Origin of the sequence: Salinibacter sp. (assembly GCF_042218895.1) — a bacterium.
Taxonomy (GTDB): domain Bacteria; phylum Bacteroidota; class Rhodothermia; order Rhodothermales; family Salinibacteraceae; genus Salinibacter.
This window is the reverse complement of the sequence record NZ_JBDGQQ010000011.1, coordinates 39166-57990: the sequence shown is the minus strand read 5'-3', so window position 1 is coordinate 57990 and position 18825 is coordinate 39166. Positions and strand designations below refer to the sequence as shown.

Here is an 18825-nt window from a genome sequence, read left to right as displayed (position 1 = left end):
CATGCAAAAGCGAACCCTCGATGACATCGATGTCCGTGACAAGCGTGTCCTCATTCGCGTAGATTTCAACGTCCCGCTTGCGGGCTCCAACACCGGACCCCCGAGCGTCGCGGACGACGCCCGAATTCGGGCCTCCCTGCCTACCATCCGCCACGTCCTCGACAAGGACGGGAAAGCCATCTTGACGAGTCACCTGGGCCGTCCCGGTGGGCAGCCGAACCCGGACTTGAGTCTCGCCTGTGTGGCCGACCATCTCGGGACCTTGATCGAGGAACGTGTCCGGTTTTCCAGCAACGCGGTCGGCGATACCGTCGAGGAGGCCATCAACGGCATGAGCGACGGGAGCGTAATGCTACTGGAGAACACGCGCTTCGACTCCGGCGAGAAGGCCAACGACGAGTCTTTCGCGAAGGCCTTGGCCAGTCTGGCCGACGTGTACGTGAACGACGCCTTCGGGACGGCCCACCGGGCACACGCGTCTACGGCCGGCGTGGCCGAGTTCGTAGACGTGGCCGTGATGGGCCGCCTGATGGAGAAAGAGATCAAGGCCCTTACCCGGGTCCGCGACCACCCCGACCATCCGATGATCGCCATCCTTGGGGGGTCGAAAGTGTCCGACAAACTCGGTGCGATTCGGGTTCTCTCCGAGACCGCAGACCGCGTGCTTGTAGGAGGGGCCATGAGCTTTACCTTCCTTGAGGCGCTCGGGCGCGAGGTAGGCGCCTCTCGCGTTGAGGCGGACCGTTTGGACACGGCCCAGTCCCTTTACGATGCCGCCGAGCACGCCATTATGCTGCCGAGCGACCACGTCGTGGCCGACGCGCCGGAGGCCGAGGCGTCGGCCTCTGTCGTCGAGGGCGATATTCCTGAAGACCAGATGGGCCTCGACATTGGCCCGTCCACCATTGAGACGTATCGGGACGCCCTCGACGGAGCAGCAACCGTGGTGTGGAACGGGCCGATGGGCGTGTTCGAGCACGAGCCGTTTGCGGAGGGCACTATGGCCATTGCTCACGCTGTGGCCGACGCCACCGACGACGGCGCATTCTCTGTGGTTGGCGGGGGCGACTCGGTGTCGGCCCTCGGTCAATCTGGGTGCACCGACCGCATCAGCCACGTCTCTACCGGTGGCGGCGCCCTGCTCACCTTCCTCGAAGGCGGCTCCCTCCCCGGCATCGACGCCCTCTCGGACGCATGACCGCCCCCCTCTCTGTGCAGCACCCGGCTCTGTTCTCCCCTGTTCTCTTGGGCCCGTCCCTACTCCTGCAGGCCGACCCGCAGGTCTGGATTCAATCGCTTAGCCTGCGAGTTCTTCTCCTGGGGGCGGTGCGGATCGTCGTCATCCTCGGCCTCGCGGCCCTTATCCTGGCACTGGTCCGGCGGGGCACGCAGCAGTGGATTTCTCGGGTCGAAGACCTCCCGCCGACGGATCCGAAGCGACAGCGGGCCGTCACCCTCGGCAACTTGCTCCAGTCCATTGCGGGCTACGCCGTGTGGGCCGTCGCGGGCATTATGGTTCTCAGTGAAGTGGGGCTCGACATTGGCGCCCTCCTCGCCACTGCGGGCATCGCGGGCCTCGCCATCGGGTTTGGGGCGCAGACGCTCGTCAAGGACGTCATCGGCGGCGTCTTTCTGCTCTTCGACGACATCCTGCACGTCGGCGACCTCGTGACGATCAACGGCCACACGGGCACCGTCGAGGAGATCGGGGTGCGACTCATCAAGCTGCGGAAGTTCGACGGCGAGCTGGTGATGATTCCGGCCGGGGAGGTGCGCATCTTCGGCAATAAGAGCGTGCAGTGGGCCCGCGCCATCGTGCCCGTGGGCCTGAGCTACGGGCAGGACGTGGACGCCATCCTGCCGGTCATGGAGCGAGTGGCCAACGAGTGGGCGGTGGAGCATGAGGACATCGTGCTCGACGAATCGCCGCAGGTGCAGGGGCTGATGGACTTTGGCGACTCGTCTGTGACCGCGCGGGTGGTCGTGCGCGTGAAGCCAGGGGAGCAGTTCGCCGCCGAGCGCGAGCTGCGCCAGCGTCTGAAGCACGCGTTCGACGAGAAGGGGGTGGAGATTCCCTTCCCACAGCGCACGACGCATGTCATCCAGAGCGACGCCCCACCCCGCACGCCCGATACCGCCGACGAGGAGACGACCTCCGACGCGTCGGCGTCCGACGAGAGCAAATAAGGACCCGTCTTCATGCCTGCCCTCTCCGTCTCGTCGCTGTCGAAGACCTACCGCACGGGCCTGCTGCGGCGGTCAACGGTGCAGGCGCTCGACGAGGTGTCGTTGACGGTGGAGGAGGGGGCCATCTTCGGCCTCCTCGGCCCCAACGGCGCGGGCAAGACGACCCTCGTCAAGATTCTGCTCGGGCTTGTCCACCCCACGAGCGGCACGGCCCGCCTCTTCGACCGCCCCGCGGGGGATCCGGCCGCCCGAGAACGAATTGGCTTCGTCCCCGAGAACCATCGCTTCCCGGGCTTCTTCACCGCCGTGCAGACGCTGCATGCCTACGGCCGCCTGGCCGACGTGCCGCGGGCCGATCGCAAAGAGCGCATCCCCGCGCTGCTGGAGCGCCTCGACCTGGACGGACGCGGCGACTCGAAGGTGAAGACCTTTTCGAAGGGCATGCTCCAGCGCCTCGGCCTGGCGCAGGCGCTTCTCAACGACCCGGATCTGCTGTTTCTCGACGAGCCCACTGGGGGCGTCGATCCGGTGGGGCGCCGCGCCATCCGCGACATCGTGCTGGAGCTGCGGGACGAAGGGAAGACGATTTTCCTCAACTCGCACCTCCTCTCGGAGGTGGAGAAGGTCTGCACGCAGATCGCCATCCTGCGGGAGGGATCGCTGGTGCGGCAGGGGAGCGTGGAGGAGCTGACCGCCGTGGAGCGGGTGTACGACCTCGTCGCCACCCCCGTCCCCGATGCTCTCCTGGATGACCCGGGCACCGCCCTCCAACCCGCCCCGAACGGTGCCCCTTCCAATCCCGACCTCGCCCAGTACCGCGTCCACGCCGACGACCGGGCCACCCTCAACGCCGTGCTGGACCGCCTCCGCGGGGCCGACGTCGAAATCGAGTCGATCACCCCGCTGCGCCAGTCCCTCGAAGACTACTTCATCGACGTGGTCGACACGCCCCCGTCCTCTTGAGTCTGCAACCGTCGCTCCGTCGGTGAGCGCACCCACCCGCCCAAACGCCCATACGCAATGCGTCCCCTCCTCGGCCTTGTCCTCATTACGTTCCGGGAGCTCTGGGCCCGGAAGATCGTGCTGGGGCTCTTCATCATCAGTTCGCTGGTCCTGCTGGCCGTCACGTTTGCCCTCAATCTCAACGTGGTGGAGGGATCGCTCGCTGGCATTCGGCTCTTCGGCCAGGACGCCATGCCCGAAAACGGGGGCGGGAACGCGGAGGCCTCGCCGCTTACGCTCAACCGGGTGGTCATCGCCGTGGAGTCCGTCGTGGCCGGGGTGGCCTACTGGATTGGCATCCTCCTGGCCCTCTTCGCGTCTGCCTCCCTCTTTCCTGACCTGCAATCGGACGGGCGGGTGGAGCTGCTGCTGTCGAAGCCCGTGGGCCGCACGCAGGCCCTGTTCGGGCACGTGCTGGGGGTGTGGAGCGCCGTCGGCGTGCTCACCCTCTACCTCATGGGCGGGGTCTGGATCATTATGTCGCTGAAGACGGGCGTGTGGAATCTCCGCTTTCTGCTCTCCCTCCTCATCGTGGTGGGCATGTTCGCGGTGATGTACGGCGCTGTCACGCTCATGGGCGTCTGGACCGAAAGCACCGCGCTGGGCCTCATCGTCTCCTACGGCCTTATCGTCGTGTCGATGGTCCTCGCGGCGGCCGACCAGATCAGCCCGACGCTCGGGCCCGTGGGCCAACCGGTGTTCTGGGGACTGTACCACACGCTCCCCAACTTTACGGAGGTCACCCAAATCGTGTCGACCCTTGCGAAGGGCAACACGGTCTCGTCGTGGTATCCCTTTTTCTCTTCCCTCCTGTTCGGGGGGGTGGCCTACGGGGCCACCGGCTACTGGTTTGCCCGTCGGGACTTCTGAGTCGTAGACTTCGCCCTGCTCGTTTTCTATTTTCCACGTTCACGTCCCGCTCACTGCTGACCTCCCCGCCCCATGGTTTACCAGTCGACCGAGGAGCTTGACGCTCAACTGAAGGATCTTCCGCCTCTCCCCCGCCCGAACCGGGTCGTCCTCACGACCCCGACCCACTTCGACGTCGAGTACGTGATCAATCCTCACATGTCGGAGAACGTGGGGACAGTGCACAAAGAGGTGGCCTGGCAGCAGTGGAAGGCCGTCCGTGCGGCATATGCCGCCCTCGATGCAGAGCCAGTCGTGGTCAACGGCCAGTCGGGCCTGCCCGACATGGTGTTCTGTGCAAACCAGACCCTTCCCTTCTTCGACCCCGCTTCCAACACAAAGGGCGTGGTGCTCAGCCGCATGCATAGCGAGCACCGAGAGGACGAGGTGCCCTACTACGGCCGGTTTTTCGAAGACAGGGGATACGCCGTTGAGACGCTCCCTGAGGATTTAGACGCCGATTTCGAAGGAATGGGGGATGCTCTCTGGCATCCGGGACGACGCCTGCTGTGGGGCGGATACGGCTACCGGACCAGTCCGGAGGCGTACGAGGCGCTGAGTGAACTACTGGACGTGCCCGTCGTCCTGCTCCGCCTTACCGACCCTGACTACTACCACCTCGACACCTGCCTGTGCCCGCTGGATGCGGAGCACGCCCTGGTAGCCCCCGAGGCCTTCGACGATACGGGTCGAGCTCTCATCGAGTCGCTCTTTGACACCCCCATCGAGGTCCCGGATCACGAAGCGCGCCACCAGCTTGCCTGCAACGGTCACTGCCCGGACGGGAAGCACGTTCTCATTCAGGAAGGCTGCGAGGAGACCGACGAGCGCCTGCGCGCAAACGACTTTGTCCCCGTTGAACTTGATACCAGCGAGTTTCTGAAGGCCGGGGGATCGGTGTTTTGCATGAAACAAATGGTGTGGTAACAATACGGAGGACCAAACGACTAGACCCTATGCCTCCCCACTGTCCCCGCCACTGTACCAGCCGTGCCCCATTCGCAGCACATCTCAGTCGTCATTCCGACACTCAACGAGGCGTCCAACATCGGGCGTACACTGCGCCGCCTCGACGTCCAGGACGACCCGTTCGAGACGATCGTGGTGGACGGCGGGTCGGAGGATAAGACACGGACGCTCGCTCAGTCCTGGGGGGCTCAGGTCCTCCAGGCTCCCGCAGGACGAGCTGCGCAGATGAATCGGGGGGCGGAGCATGCCACCGGGGACGTGTTGCTCTTTCTGCACGCCGACACGCTTCTTCCCCCGGACGGACTGTCGGCCATCCGCACTGCCCTCGACGATCCGGAGACCACATCCGGTACATTTCGCCTGCAGTTCGACGATTCTACCCCGTTGCTCGACTTCTACAGCTGGTGCACCCGCTGGCCCTGGCTTCGGCTCTGCTTCGGGGACCGCGGCCAGTTCGCGCGCCGATCGGCCTTCGAGGCTGTAGGAGGCTTCCCGGAGTGGCCTCTCTTCGAGGACCTTGAACTGGCGGCCCGGCTGTCCGAACACGGCGGATTTTGCTTTCTCGATGCAGCCGTTACCACGTCGGCCCGCCGCTTTCGTCGGCACGGACCGGTGCGCCAGCAGCTTCTTAATCTATACTTGTGGACCCACTACATGCTGGGCACCGACCCGGAGCGCGTCGCGCACCTCTACCGCACTCACGCATCAGCGTCCTCCGAAAAGACACCGCTCTCTTGAGTCGCAGGCGTCCCGAAGCGGGAGGCGTCCCGCCTACTCTCCCGACAGGAAGAGCTCGATGGTGCCTGTGTTCATGAGTGTGCGCACGTACGGCTCGAGCGTGGCCGTGTAGCTGAGACGAAGATCGAGGTTGCCAATGGACTGCCGTACGCCAAACCCGGCACTGGGGCGGAGTCCGCTGACGCCCCCCACGCCGATGCGGTCGACTCCGCCCCGAGCTGTGAGACTCTCGATGACCTGATACGACGCTCCGATGCGGCCTCGCAGGTCGTGGAAAAGAAATGATTCCGTGCGCGTGCGCCGCAACGGCCCGCCGGTGGTAACGATGAAGTCGCGAACGCGTCGGTCCCGGGCCGTGTAGCGGGATTCGATCTCGCCCAGGAGGCGGAGGCGTCCATCGTGCAGGGCGTAGCTGGCCCCGAGACGCACCCGAACGGGAAACCGGTCAGTATGGCTGCTTCCCCCGATTGCAGAGGCGTTCCATTCGTGCTTCGCGAGCAGGTCGTTGACGGCACCGGCCAGGTACAGCTGGTCAGTCGCCTGCACGCCCACCCCAGCGTCTACCCCCAGTCCCCGAGCCGGGTCCACCGCGGAGATGAAGTTGGACTGATACAGCGTGAGGGCCACGCCCACCGAGAGCCAGTCTGCGAAGCGGTTTCCGAATGCCAGAGAAAGGGCAAACTCGTCGGTGGAGAGGGTTTCGGTGTGGTACCCGTCCTGGTCGCGGCCGTCAATGTTACTGACGCCCGCGTGGGTAAAGCTCAATCCGACCCCCGCCGAGGGACCAAGCGGGGCTGTAAACTCAAGGAACTGCAATTCCCGGTCGAAGGAGAGGAGCGCCGCCGATATTGACACGCGCTGGCTGTCGGTGGCCGGCAGAAGGGCGGGATTGTAATGGGGACTCGCGTCGGACGAGTAGTCGGCCACGAGGGCGTTGCCGAGGGCAATGCCGCGGGCGCCAAACCCAAGACGCGAGAAAGCTCCTGCCCCAGTGTCCTGACCGACGGCGGACGACGGGCCCACACTCATCCCAACGCTCACCCCCAGAAGAACGAGCACAAAGAGCGTTCGCTTCCCCCAGTCGTGCGGCGGCCTGTTCGACGAGACGTGCATACGGTCAATAAAACTGATGGGGAGAGTGTCGATACGGCGTCCTCTCCGACGCCGAGGCGGTCAGTTCGAGAGCACAATTTTTCCCCGAACCGTCGCTCCGCCGAGCTCAACCGTGTACAGGTACGTACCCGTCGGCAGACGAAGCCCGCCTTCGCCCGTTCCATCCCACGAGATCTCCTGCCGGCCCGCCGACTCTTGCTCGCGGAGGGTTCGCACCCGGTTCATTGAGAAGTCGTAGATGTTGACCTCGACTGTCTGCGGCTCCGGGACCTCGTACACGATGCGGACCACCTGGTCTCGAGACGGGACAAACGGATTCGGGTACGCATACGTCTCAACGTCTGGGACCCGCTCGGTGGGATTTTCGGGATTCACGGGAATGTCGGTGCGGAAGAGCTGCCAGGCAGGCAGCGTGGCTCCGGGATCGTCGGGGAGCAGGCGCGGCTCGTCGGCACGATCGAGACGCAGGAGTCCCTCGTCGGTCCCGACCCAGAGGGCAGAAGGGGTTGACTCTACAGCAAAGGTCGAATCGGTAGGCAGGACCTCGTCCTCAGCCTGAAGCCTGAAGTCCTCGATGCTGCGCCACGTTCGTCCCTGATCGCCGGAGACGTACAGTCCCGACGCGGCGGCGGCGTAGACCCGCTCGGGACGGGCCGCCAGGTCATTAACCTGCTTCCCGAGAAGTGCGGCCCGAAAGGTGTCTCCTCCGTCCGGCGTCACTGCGAGCCCGGAACGCTGGGTCCTGCTCAGGCGGGCCGCGGTCATCCAGATCGGATTTCGCTTCCCAGGCCGGGGCTGCTCAGCCAAAGCCTGTACGCGCTGTCCGGGGAGCCCCCGTGGTGTCCCCTCGGCCCCAAACCGGCGCCAGGTACGATCTCCATCTGGCCCCACGTCCGCGGGAGTCGACCAATTCACCCCGGCGGCGGTGCCCGCCCAAACGGTCCCCGTCTCGTCCACGAGCACGCTGTACACGAAGTAGTTCAGGAGCCCGGGACGGCCCCCCGGTCCCACGCGGAAATTGTACTCGTTCGTCGGGCGGACGACCTGGAACGTATCGGGAGGCAGAACGGCACGGTTCCACGTTCTCCCTTGATCCGCCGACCAGCGAAGTCCGCTTCGCCGCCCGGCCACCCACACCGTATCCGCGGTCCGCCCGAGCGCCAAATCCTGAGGCGCGCTAGTGTCCTCCCTCGTGACGGGTACCGCCGACAGCGTCGACACGCCGTAGGTAATCGTCGTGTCGGACGGCTCATCGAGGTGCACGGGGCGGCTCTCGAACGACTGTCCCCCATCGGTAGATACCAGAAACCCAGCCGCCCCCAGGGCTCCGCCAGCCGCGCTGAACGCAAGCCCGGCCCATACCACAGACGATGATTCGCCCCCGGCGGCGAGTGAGAGCACAGAATTTTGGCTGTCTTTGAGCCGGCCTCGAACGGTAGGATCTTCGGGGGCGAGGAAGCGATTCTCGTCTTCCACGTAGACCGTGAGTGAAGGGCCAACCCACAGCGAGTCCCCCGCCGCCTCCGCCTCCCGGATCGTGTTGCTCACCACTCCGGTCGTCGGCTTCAGTTGCTGCCGCGTCTGCGCCCCAAGGTCCGACTGTCCGCTTGCCGTCGGAACCATGAGCGCTACCCCAAAGAAGCACGCGAGGAGTCGTTTCATGGTTGTGGACGCTGATGACCAGAGACAATCGAAAGACGGAGGCGGGCCGCGGACGGTACAAACTGGCTTCTCGCCCCCCCGGCACGACTCCCGATTCGGGAGACACGCGTCTCGTCGTCCGGATCGAATCGGAACTGCCCTGTCACCTGGTTGCTCGTGAGGCTGTCGTCGTCCACCGCAAACGCGCGGATCGTGAAGATTTCCTCGGCGAGCGGGACTGTGAGGCCGATCCGACGGGCGTAAATTGCCCCTTCACTCGATTGGAGTTCGACAGAGGCTGCTCCTCGCGGGTTTGAGGCTGGCTCCAGGATCGAGAGAACCTGCGCGATCCGTCCATCCAGATCCACGGCCCGAACCGCAACGTCCAGCACAACTTCGGCGAGGGAATCTTCTTCCATCACCCGTACGGTGTCGGTCACGATCTGCAAGTTCGACACCCGAGGCGACCGACGCTCTTCGGGGCTGGAGCTGGGGACCGAGTCGCACCCCCCTGTCAGGACAAGACCGACCAGGAGGGCCCAGAGGAGGCAGCGTGATGTAGAGGAGGGCATGCGGGAGCAATGAATTCTGGACGTGTGGGGTCAGCAGGGGATCTCCATCACAGAACAGTGAGGGGCCGAAGGCTGAAGCAGAGAATGAAGATGGCGATGGCCGCGTAGCCCAGCACCCGGCGCGTGGGGGTTAAATCCTTCGGATACGCGACCGGCGGATGCTTGACCCGCACGAGAAAGACGATGAGGAGCGTCCACACCAGCCAGCCTGCGTAGCCGAACTGCACAAGCGTGGGCCCGACAGCAATGGCTCCGGCCACACCGCCGAGAAGCCCAGCCAGGCCAAACAGGGTGCGGCGGGACGTCCCCCCGAAGATTCGATACAGGTACCCGTAGAAGATGGCGCCCAGGAGGATCCAGGAGGCGCGCCCTGCCCACGGCCCCACTTCATACAGGATCGGACGCACTCTTTCCATGAACCCGACCCCGCCCGACACCAGCAGCACGAAGACGAATGCCTGCGCGAAGCGGCGATGCCACTTGTCCCCCAGCAGCGCGTAGAGGACGTGGCCGCCGTCGAGCTGTCCTACCGGAAGCAGGTTGAGGGCCGTAAAGAAGAGCCCCAGCCATCCGGCGAAGAGCACCGGGTAATGGTACATTTCATACATCGGCGGCACGTTGGGAAAGAGCTGCGACAGGAACCAGTAGAGGGGAGTATGTCCCACGACGAGGACCATCGTGCCTTTCCCCGAGTCCGGTGGTGTGCTCGGGAACGTGCCGTGCTGCCGGATGTGCGCCTTCAGGGCTTCGTGCCCCGGCAGGTCGAGCAGGTATTCTGGTGGGGGCAGGGTCGCAAATCCGTAGAGCAGAACCCCGAAGGCCACCACAAACCCCGCAAGGGGCCCGGCGGCCCCAATGTCGAACAGCTTGCGCGTGTCCGGGATGCGCTGTCGAATGCTAATGACCGCCCCGAAGGTGCCGATGCCGTTGGGAAACGGAATGTAGTAGGGCAGGGACGTGCGCACGCGATGATACCGCGCCGCAAAATAGTGGCCGAATTCGTGGACGGTCAGGAAGCCGAGGAAGGGAATTGCGTACCGCAGTCCATCAAGGACCCAGGCGCGGTTCAGGGTCAGAAAAAACAGCGAGATTGTCTGATCCTGCGCCTGGTAGTAGAGCAGACGGCTGGACCACCGGGCCCCGGCGTAAACCGTAAATGCCAGGGTGAGCACAAACAGCAGCAGGTGAAGCCAGTAGCGTTCGGATCCTGACTGAGGTGTGGAAAGTGCCTGTGGCGAGGAGGGGGTCGGCTCAACCTCGACGGGGGAGTCGGTACGAGAAGGTTGGTTCGATTCCACAAGCAGAAGCGTACGTAAACAAAACAGCCGCGATGTTCTCAGGTCACATTCTGCCTAGCGGAGGGCAGAGAGCCCGGCCTCGATCCGATCCAGGGCGGTCTCGAGGTCTTCCATGGACGAGGCGTACGATAGCCGGAGCCCGTTGGGCGCTCCGAAGGCCGTGCCGGGCACGAGCGCGACATTGTGTTCTTCCAGCAGGTAGAAGCAGAGGTCGCTGCTGTCGCCGATGATCGACCCGTCGGGGGCTTCAGCCCCCAGAAAACTCGACACGTCCGGATACAGGTAGAAGGCCCCCTCGGGCGTGGGACAGCGCAGCCCGTCGATGTCGCGGAGCCGCTCAAGCACCACGTCGCGCCGGCGCCGAAAGGACGCGACCATCTCGTGGACCGGTTCTGGATCCATCTCCAGGGCCGCCACTCCTGCCTTCTGCGAGATGCTGCACGGAGCCGAGGTGAACTGGCCCTGAATTTTTGCCGCGGCCTGAGCAATCGGCTCAGGCGCAGCCATGTAGCCGAGACGCCAGCCCGTCATGGCAAACGCCTTGGAGAACCCGTTCACGGTAATCGTGCGGTCCTTCATTCCGGGGATGGACGCAAATGCCCGGTGCTCAGCGTCATAGATCACGTGTTCGTAGATCTCGTCGGAAACGACAAAGACCTGCTCGTGGGATCGAAGCACCTCCGCGAGCGCCTCCAGTTCTCGGGGGGCATACACCGCCCCGGTGGGGTTCGAGGGAGAGCAGAGGACGAGGATCTGTGTGCGTTCGGTGATGGCCTCCTCAAGCGCCGCTGGTCGAAGCCGGTACTTCTCGTCAACACTCGTCGGGACCACCACCGGTTCCGCCCCACTGAAGCGAGCCATCTCAGGGTAGCTCACCCAGTACGGCGCCGGCACAATGACCTCGTCGCCCTCGTCGCAGAGCGCATGGATCGCCAGTGCGAGGGACTGCTTGGCCCCGTTCGAGCACACGACGTGCTCCGGCGTGTAGGAGAGGTCGTTGTCCCGGTCGAACTTCCGGCAAATTGCCTCCCGAAGTTCCATCGTCCCTGGGTTTTCGGTGTAGTTTGTAAATCCGTTGCGGATGGCGTCCATCCCCGCGTCGGCAATGGGCTCAGGGGTGTCGAAGTCGGGCTCCCCTGCGCTGAGGGCCACCACGGGGTGGCCCTGCCGCCGTCGCTCTTCCGCCCGCGACTTCATGGCGAGCGTGGCGGACGGCTGCATCGAGTCCACGCGGTCGTTAAAGCGGAGGGTCGTCGTCGAGGTGGGCATAGGGCAAAACGGACGAGATCAAACGAAGAACAGGTAAGGGCCCAAAATGGCACTGGGTGCTCGGCGCGAAAACAGGGCCTCGTGGAACACGATGACGTCACGACCCCACGGGGGCCTTCTTCTGCCTCAGTGCCTCCACGACGGGCGGCGGCACAAACTTCGAGACGTCGCCGTCCCACCGGTGCGCATCCCGAACCATCGAGGAGCTGATGAGGGCGTATTCTTCGGACGTCATGAAGAACACAGTTTCAAGTTCCGGAGCGAGCTTCCGGTTCGCAAAGGCCATTCGGAACTCGGCGTCGAAGTCACTCACCTGCCGGAGGCCGCGAACCAGAGCCGCCGCCCCGACCTGACGCGCGCGGTCTACGATCAATCCCTCGTAGGCCTTCGCCCGCACCCCCTCCAGGTCTTCGGTGCACTCGCGGACGAGTTCTGTGCGCTCGTCGGTGGAGAAAAGCGTTTCCTTCTCCGCATTCACCCCTACGGTGACTTCCACGCGCTCGAAGAGCCGGAGGGCTCGCTCCAAAACATCACGGTGCCCGTAGGTGAAGGGATCAAACGTGCCGGGATACAGGGCAAAATCGGCGTCCATGAGGACGAAAATTAGGACTGGGAGACGGCGTCGTCGGAGGCAGCGGCTTGTTCCGTCGCCGAAGACTCCTCATCCGCCCTTCGGTGATCGTCCGGCGGCAGTGCCGGTCGGAACAGGCTCACGATCGTGCGTCCGTAGGGCCGACTCGTCATCAAGCGCGGGTGCTCGTCGAACCAGTCATGGGAGCTGTGCTCAAGCGTGAAGACCCCGTCGGTCTGGAGGTGGGGAATGGCGAGATCAGGCATCTCCTGCATCGCCTCCAGTTCGTAGGGCGGGTCCGCCATAATCAGATCCAACTCCGGACCGCTGTAGTTTCGCAGGTATTCGACGGCATCGCCCCGGATAAAGATGCATCTATCCTCTACCCCCAGCTTCTCGGCGTTCTGCCGCGCATAGTCGAGGACTTCCCTTTTCTGCTCGACGAACGTGACGAGGGCAGCCCCTCGGCTAATCGCTTCTAGCCCAAGAGCTCCGGTGCCGGAGAAGAGGTCGAGCACTTCAGCCCCTTCCAGATACATTCGGGCATCCACGAGTCCAAACAGTGACTCGCGGGTCCGAGCCGTTGACGGTCGAGTTTTGTGGCCCGAGGGCGACTTCAATCCGTGGCCCCCAAACCGTCCAGCAATGATCCGCATGACAAACCGAGACGTGTATGAAACAGATTCCAGAGAAGCCCTTGTCCCCACAGAATTCCCCATGCGTATGGTAGAGAGTTTTCGCCCAAGAGATCCGTCCTGCCGAGCGGCGGGCCGCGGGGATCTGCGACGGTAGAAGATTCCGCCGCTCCGCGACGGAGGTGCAGGAAATCCATCGCTGCAAGAGTGGAACACCACTGAGTGCCGTCAGCGAGGAGCGCTGCTGAGTGCGGCCCCGATGCAGGGGACGTACGAAACCGCCGGGTCTCCTTCAGGGCGCTCCGGGAACTCGCTCAGGACCTGGAACGGATCGAGGAGCTCAGGCGAGCGGCCAAGGACGCGTTCGAGCGGGCCGTGCTCGCCGCGGTCTACCTCGTCTCCGTACAGGTAGAGGCGCCCAATTTCCCCCAGCGGAACGTGAATGCGATTGAGGAAGCTCACGGCGAAGTAGGCCTGATTTGCAGGGCTTCGGGGATCTTGGCTGGCGTGAGCGTGATGCCAGGCCTGGTCATGCGTGAGGGTGTACTCGGTGTGCGTCGAATACTGACCGACCGCCAGGCTGTACGGGCCCGACGTCTCCGATTTTGTGTCCGCCCCCCCTTCGACCTCCACATGTCCTGCCAGTCGGGCAGCGGCCTCCGAACTTACCCTGTGGCTCCTCCTCCGTGCAGGAAGAGCGGCCACAAGCGCTTCGGTCCGCTCATCGACGGCCTCCGGCTCCGCCAAAACGTGGACCCACTCGATAGGCTCTTCGTCGTCCCCGTCGACGGTGCGAACGACTTGTGATGTGATCGAGAGAGAGTTGGGGGATCGGACACCGGCGACCAGCGCAGCCTGCTGAACGACGTGCTGCGTTCGATCTCGCTCAGAGAGTCCGGCCGAAATCGGTGTAAAGAAGCTGAAAGCCTCTATCGGGGGAAGGACCACGCCGATCTCCGGGGCCTCAGTTCCTCCGAGCTCCTCTTCGACCGCTGCCTCGACCCGATCGAGCGCCTCTGGGGACGCCGCTTCCCCCCGCAAGACGCGACCCAGGTCGACCTCGAAGGTCCGGTGCCCGTAACGGCGAAGGCTCGGTCCGGAGTCCTTCCATACGAGCTCACTGCAACGGAGTGACGGCCCCTGAATGTGAATCGCAGCCGAGACCGGCTCGCTCATAGTGATCGTCCCCACCTGCGTCGAGTCCACTGCCTATCCCCCCGCCGCGGGCCACCTGGGAGCCAAGCCCCATCGTCCAGGTCCTCATTCCCAACTTGCACGGTTGGTCATTGTTGGGTCTCCGGTAAGGGTGCCAATCTCATCTTCGGTCCCCGGATCCTTGAGGCGGTACGTTTCGTAGCGCCCGGTGTCGTTCACCGCGTATTGAAATCGCTTCCCTGTTCGGGGCGAGTAAAAGAGGGTATCGAGATTGACCGGGCCACCAAATACGCTGTCCTGACGGTTGGACAGGACGGAGTCATTGCGGATGTGCTTTGCGAGAAGAGACAGCGAGTCCGGAAAGGAGGCACTGTCCCGCTCGTAGTCGATGAGCGCCGTCCGGATATCTGTCATGTTATCACGCGCGGCCTCGCGCAGACGCTGCTTTTTCGCGATACGCTCGTAGGGCTCCGTAATTGACTGGTATAGAAAATAGCTGAGCCCAACAATAACGAGCGCGAGAACAACCTGAATACCAGTGCGAAGTTGATTGCTAGCCATTGAGCCTGCGTGCGTGATGACGAGAAAATGACCGGGGGAGTCCGTCCGTAGCGACGCTCAGGGCCGATACGGGGTGGAAACCGTAATGACTGCCCCGAAGATAGTAGGCGCTTGTTCGAAATGCAATTCCTGCATGTTGGTTCTTCACGACCTTCAGAAATAAGCGCCGCCGCTCGCAAACAAAGGCAGTGGGCTAGTGTTGGAATCGACCGATATCGTCCTTCTTCGAACAAGCGTGGCCTTCCTGTGCCCAACCTCCTTGTCAACATCGATCACGTCGGCACTCTCCGTAATGCCCGACAGGAGACTTTTCCGGACCCCGTCCACGCCGCGGCCCTTTGCGAGCAGGCCGGCGCTCACGGAATTGTCTTTCATCTGCGGGAGGATCGGCGTCACATCACGGAGCGTGATGTCCACCTCCTGGCCGATACGGTAAAGGGGAAGCTCGACTTTGAGCTCTCGACCGATGAGGAAGTGGTCGCGATCTGCTGCGACGTCGCGCCGGACCTCGCGACTCTTGTTCCCGAACGACGGGAGGAGGTGACGACGGAGGGGGGACTCGACGTGACGGCTCACCAACAGCGGCTGGAAGATCGCGTAGATCGCCTTTTCGGAGCCGGAATTGAGCAGGTGAGCCTCTTCGTAGACCCCATTCCGGCGCAGATTGATGCTGCCGCCGCCGTGGGTGCCAACTGCGTTGAGCTGCACACTGGGGACTTCGCGGAGGCCGACACGGAAAGGGCCCGCCGCGAGGAAGCCGAGCGGCTGGCGCAGGGCGCTAGGACGGCCCACGAGGCAGGTCTCCGTGTCCATGCGGGCCACGGGCTCAACTACCGGAACTTCTCTCTCTTTCAAGAGACCGTTCCACACGTGGCCGAAGTTTCTGTCGGGTTCGCGGTGATGGCCCGAGCAATTCTCGGGGGACTGGGCCAGGCCGTTCGCGACATGAATGCAACCGTGAACGGGCCCCTCTCGTAGGACTTCTGGTTGGTTGCTTCTCGTCCCCGTTTCTTTTCGTGATCCCCGGCGGTCCCATGGAACAGTCCAGTTCGTTTTTCGAGGACATTCCCGACGACCACACCAGTGGGTACGTGGCCATCGTTGGGAAGCCCAACGTCGGGAAAAGCACGCTGATGAACGCGCTGCTGGGCGAGAAGCTGTCCATCGTGACGCGCAAGCCGCAAACCACCCGTCATCGCGTAATCGGCATTCATTCAGGCCCTGAGCACCAGGCCATTTTCCTCGACACGCCGGGCATCATCGAACCGCGCTACGAGCTACACGAGGCCATGATGGGGCAGGTGCAGGGGGCCATTCGGGACGCCGACCTGCTTCTCTTCTTGCATGAGGCCCCCCAGGAGCACCCCGACACCCAGAGTCTCGACCAGATCGGGGAGACTCCCGCCTTTTTGATTCTGACGAAGATGGACCTCATTCCCCAGGATGAGGTCCTTCCTCTCGTGGAGTCCTACACCGACCTTCGGGCCTTCGACGAGGTCGTTCCGACCTCTGCCCACGAGGGCCGTAATCTGCAGACGCTCCTCAATCTCGTTCTCGACACCCTTCCTCAGGGTCCCCCTTTCTATCCGAAGGAGATGATCAGCGAGCACCCGGAGCGGTTCTTCGTCGCCGAGATTATTCGGGAAAAGGTGTACCAGTACTACCATCAGGAAATTCCGTACTCCGTCCAGGTGAACATTGTGACCTACGAGGAGCGGTCCGGCGACGAGAAGGACTACGTGGACGCGGAGATCATCGTCATGGAGGAGTCCCACAAGGGCATCTTGATCGGGGAAGGGGGCAAAGCCCTCAAGAAGGTCGGAATGACGGCTCGCAAGGACATCGAGGCGTTCGTCGACCGGCCTGTCTACCTAAACCTGCACGTGAAGGTGCAGGAGAACTGGCGCGACCGAGAGCGCCTCCTCCGCTCCTACGGCTACCGGTCATGACCTGTGCTCTGCGGGCCGTCCCGCACGATGCATCGTCAGTCCTTCTTCGACGGCTCGGACGTGCTCGGGCGGAACGGCAGATCGCGGGAGCGTGTGCTGTCTCATTTCTCGCCGCCGCCGGTACTCCGCCCGAAGGCCTGTGAACGCTGCCTTTCGGTCCTCCAGAGAAAGCTCGGTCAACGCCCGCATGGATGCATCGTCGATGCAGATGTCGTAGGCTTGGCGCCCAAGCTCGTGACGCCAGTCGTTCCTCGACAGCCGAGGATCCGGGGGACGACACCGGAGCGCATCCTTCGATACAGGACGGGGAGCCCTCATGACGTCTTTCCGGGGTTCGCCCCCAAGGTGCTCGCACAGCGCCTCGTAGAGCATGGCTGTACCTCGCACCTTCCCGTCGTAGGCGTAACCGGCAATGTGCGGTGTCGCCAAGTCGACGGCCCGGATGAGGGACGGGTCGGGGGTAGGCTCGTCCGTCCATACGTCCAGCACCGCCGCGTCCACGGGGCCGTGCGTCCGAGCCTTCCGCAGGGCGCGCTCGTCGACGACTGCTCCACGAGAGGTATTCAAAAACCAGGCGCCCGGCTGAAGCCTCCCAAAGAACTCAGCGTCCGCGAGGTGGCGGGTTGGATAAGGACCCTCGGTCTTGAGGGGCACGTGGAGCGTGACGATGTCGGCCCTATCGAGCAGCGCCTCAAGGGCCACGAACCCGTGCGATCTCCCTTCCGCCTCTGCAGCTTCGGCGAGGGGAGGATCGTTGCGGAGAACCGTCATGCCCAATGCGGGGAGCCGGCGGGCCAGGCGCCCGCCGATGTTCCCGCACCCCACGATGCCCACCGTCCGATTCTGCAACGACGCCCCGCTTCGACGCGCCAGTTCCAGCAGCGCCGCCACGACGTAGTCGGCAACCGAGGTGGCATTCGACCCAGGTGCATGGGCGAACTCGATGCCACGGGTCCGGAGATACGCCTGATCCACGTGGTCGGTACCAATTGTGGCCGATCCCACGAAGCGCACGCTGCTCCCCTCCAGGAGGTCGGGGCCTACCGGCGTAACGCTCCGCACCAGGAGAACATCCACGTCCCGGACGTCGGCCGGACTGATGTCCGGTCCCGGTCTCCTCCGAACAGTCCCGAACTGACCAAACATCCGTTCGGCGCGGGGGATGTTCGAGTCCGCAAGAATTTGCAGTTCAGCCATGAGCTCAGACGATTGCCATTCTGCCGCGCTGCTTGGAGTCCAATCTGGCGGGAGGCTCCCCCATGAAAGTCCCCCCGAGAAACGACGAAGCGGCGGTTAACCCTTCGTCAAGCCGCAAGAAATCAAATATGAATACCTTGGTGATATACTTAAGTCTCCATCTTCCAGTACTTTGCGCAAGCGTTGTACTGGAAACTTGGACTGAGCCCTTGAGGTTCAAATCCAAGCTTGAATGACGGTTCGAACCTCATTTAGGCATCGTTTTTGCGCCACTTCCCTCTGAGGCCTCTCATTTCTCTGGGCCTCGCTCGTTTGTCCTTCGAAAAACGCAGACTGCTACATGAGCAGGCGCACTTTCCTTCTCTGTGCCTCCCTCGGGACGCTCGTGTTTACGGCCGTCCCAATGACGGGAGAAACCGACTTCTCCGCCCTCACAGCGATCGCCCCGGCGGAGCACGAAAAGGCACTTTCCTCTCCTGAAGACCCCTCTCAGAAGCCGTCCGGGCACCTGAAGGCCGCGTACGCCCCGACCGATCGTCCGTCCACCAGCACGATGACGCCTCCGGCGGAGGTCGACACGCCGACGCTCTGGCTAGCGCGAGCGATCTACTCGGAAACCAAGCAGGCCCACGAGCAGGAACTCGTGGCGTGGGTAATCCGCAATCGAGTCCAAACAGAATACCGGGGCAGCTCGACCTACCGGGAGGTAGTCCTAGATCCTTACCAGTTTAGCGCCTTCAATCCTGGTTCAGCCCGGCGATCGTTCTTCAAGCAGTTGACCCCTGAGTCTCAGTTCTCAGGGTGGCAGCAGGCGCTCTGGATCGCCCACTACGTACGTCGCGCGGACTCGGTCTACCGCCCCTTCCCCCTCCGAACACGGCACTTCTACAGCGAGCGATCGATGAAGGGACGCCAGTCCCCATACTGGGCCGACCGGTCCCGATTCGTTGCTCCCGGATGGAGCTACGTGTTGGACGAGCGTCGCTTCCGGTTCTACGAACAGGTCTCGTAGCACTGCCCCACCTTGTCCCAAGGCTCCCGACGCCGGAGCCTCCTGGA

19 protein-coding genes are annotated in these 18825 nt (G+C 63.6%); 9 read left to right on the top strand and 10 right to left on the bottom strand.

Annotation, left to right across the window (positions count from 1 at the left end; genetic code table 11):
- Nucleotide 1 precedes the first annotated feature (1 nt).
- The 6 genes from ABEL04_RS01450 (at nt 2) to ABEL04_RS01425 (ending at nt 5805) form a co-directional block, all read left to right on the top strand.
- Nucleotides 2-1198, top strand: a complete 1197-nt coding sequence (locus tag ABEL04_RS01450; RefSeq protein WP_375800594.1) for a phosphoglycerate kinase — start codon at nt 2-4, stop codon at nt 1196-1198.
- A complete protein-coding gene (locus tag ABEL04_RS01445; RefSeq protein ID WP_375800593.1) occupies nt 1195-2187 on the top strand; it encodes a mechanosensitive ion channel family protein in 993 nt (330 codons plus the stop codon). The genes ABEL04_RS01450 and ABEL04_RS01445 overlap by 4 nt, the downstream gene beginning before the upstream one ends.
- Before the next feature lie 12 nt (nt 2188-2199).
- The gene (locus ABEL04_RS01440) at nt 2200-3150 is read left to right on the top strand and encodes an ATP-binding cassette domain-containing protein (protein WP_375800592.1); all 951 of its coding nucleotides are present in this window, start codon (nt 2200-2202) and stop codon (nt 3148-3150) included.
- Between the two features lie 57 nt (nt 3151-3207).
- On the top strand, nt 3208-4059 hold the full coding sequence (locus ABEL04_RS01435) for an ABC transporter permease (protein ID WP_375800591.1): 852 nt from the start codon (nt 3208-3210) through the stop codon (nt 4057-4059).
- A 72-nt stretch (nt 4060-4131) separates the two neighbouring features.
- Nucleotides 4132-5025: a dimethylarginine dimethylaminohydrolase family protein gene (locus tag ABEL04_RS01430; protein ID WP_375800590.1), complete on the top strand. Its 894-nt coding sequence runs from the start codon at nt 4132-4134 to the stop codon at nt 5023-5025.
- Nucleotides 5026-5088: 63 nt separating this feature from the next.
- Nucleotides 5089-5805: a TIGR04283 family arsenosugar biosynthesis glycosyltransferase gene (locus ABEL04_RS01425; protein WP_375800589.1), complete on the top strand. Its 717-nt coding sequence runs from the start codon at nt 5089-5091 to the stop codon at nt 5803-5805.
- Nucleotides 5806-5838: 33 nt separating this feature from the next.
- Here the strand turns inward: ABEL04_RS01425 and ABEL04_RS01420 are convergent, their stop codons facing one another.
- From ABEL04_RS01420 to ABEL04_RS01380, 9 genes are all read right to left on the bottom strand, one after another.
- The gene (locus ABEL04_RS01420; protein WP_375800588.1) at nt 5839-6918 is read right to left on the bottom strand and encodes a hypothetical protein; all 1080 of its coding nucleotides are present in this window, start codon (nt 6916-6918) and stop codon (nt 5839-5841) included.
- Between the two features lie 60 nt (nt 6919-6978).
- Entirely contained in the window at nt 6979-8580 is a 1602-nt protein-coding gene (locus ABEL04_RS01415) for a FlgD immunoglobulin-like domain containing protein (RefSeq protein WP_375800587.1), read from the bottom strand.
- Nucleotides 8577-9131 carry a hypothetical protein gene (locus ABEL04_RS01410; RefSeq protein ID WP_375800586.1) on the bottom strand — a complete coding sequence of 185 codons (555 nt, stop codon included), beginning with the start codon at nt 9129-9131 and terminating at the stop codon, nt 8577-8579. The genes ABEL04_RS01415 and ABEL04_RS01410 overlap by 4 nt, the downstream gene beginning before the upstream one ends.
- A 47-nt stretch (nt 9132-9178) precedes the next feature.
- Nucleotides 9179-10429: a site-2 protease family protein gene (locus ABEL04_RS01405; RefSeq protein WP_375800585.1), complete on the bottom strand. Its 1251-nt coding sequence runs from the start codon at nt 10427-10429 to the stop codon at nt 9179-9181.
- 54 nt (nt 10430-10483) lie between these two features.
- The gene (locus tag ABEL04_RS01400; RefSeq protein WP_375800584.1) at nt 10484-11698 is read right to left on the bottom strand and encodes a pyridoxal phosphate-dependent aminotransferase; all 1215 of its coding nucleotides are present in this window, start codon (nt 11696-11698) and stop codon (nt 10484-10486) included.
- A 97-nt stretch (nt 11699-11795) separates the two neighbouring features.
- Nucleotides 11796-12290, bottom strand: coding sequence for a pantetheine-phosphate adenylyltransferase (gene coaD, locus ABEL04_RS01395; RefSeq protein WP_375800583.1), 495 nt, complete (start codon nt 12288-12290; stop codon nt 11796-11798).
- Between the two features lie 11 nt (nt 12291-12301).
- Nucleotides 12302-12925 carry an RsmD family RNA methyltransferase gene (locus tag ABEL04_RS01390; RefSeq protein WP_375800582.1) on the bottom strand — a complete coding sequence of 208 codons (624 nt, stop codon included), beginning with the start codon at nt 12923-12925 and terminating at the stop codon, nt 12302-12304.
- A 207-nt stretch (nt 12926-13132) separates the two neighbouring features.
- Nucleotides 13133-14080 carry a hypothetical protein gene (locus ABEL04_RS01385; RefSeq protein WP_375800581.1) on the bottom strand — a complete coding sequence of 316 codons (948 nt, stop codon included), beginning with the start codon at nt 14078-14080 and terminating at the stop codon, nt 13133-13135.
- A gap of 84 nt (nt 14081-14164) precedes the next feature.
- Nucleotides 14165-14620 (bottom strand): hypothetical protein, encoded by a 456-nt coding sequence (locus tag ABEL04_RS01380; protein ID WP_375800580.1) that lies wholly within the window; start codon nt 14618-14620, stop codon nt 14165-14167.
- Nucleotides 14621-14866: 246 nt separating this feature from the next.
- Here ABEL04_RS01380 and ABEL04_RS01375 point away from each other — a divergent pair, with 246 nt between their 5' ends.
- Nucleotides 14867-15598: a pyridoxine 5'-phosphate synthase gene (locus tag ABEL04_RS01375; RefSeq protein ID WP_375800579.1), complete on the top strand. Its 732-nt coding sequence runs from the start codon at nt 14867-14869 to the stop codon at nt 15596-15598.
- A 56-nt stretch (nt 15599-15654) separates the two neighbouring features.
- Nucleotides 15655-16569: a GTPase Era gene (gene era, locus ABEL04_RS01370; protein WP_375800578.1), complete on the top strand. Its 915-nt coding sequence runs from the start codon at nt 15655-15657 to the stop codon at nt 16567-16569.
- On the opposite strand, the gene ABEL04_RS01365 is transcribed toward era, so the two are convergent.
- Nucleotides 16564-17766: a 4-phosphoerythronate dehydrogenase gene (locus ABEL04_RS01365; protein WP_375800577.1), complete on the bottom strand. Its 1203-nt coding sequence runs from the start codon at nt 17764-17766 to the stop codon at nt 16564-16566. The two genes, era and ABEL04_RS01365, sit on opposite strands and share 6 nt — an antisense overlap.
- Nucleotides 17767-18106: 340 nt before the next feature.
- Between ABEL04_RS01365 and ABEL04_RS01360 the strand changes: the two genes are divergently transcribed.
- Nucleotides 18107-18778 (top strand): hypothetical protein, encoded by a 672-nt coding sequence (locus ABEL04_RS01360; protein WP_375800576.1) that lies wholly within the window; start codon nt 18107-18109, stop codon nt 18776-18778.
- The last annotated feature ends 47 nt before the right edge of the window (nt 18779-18825 follow it).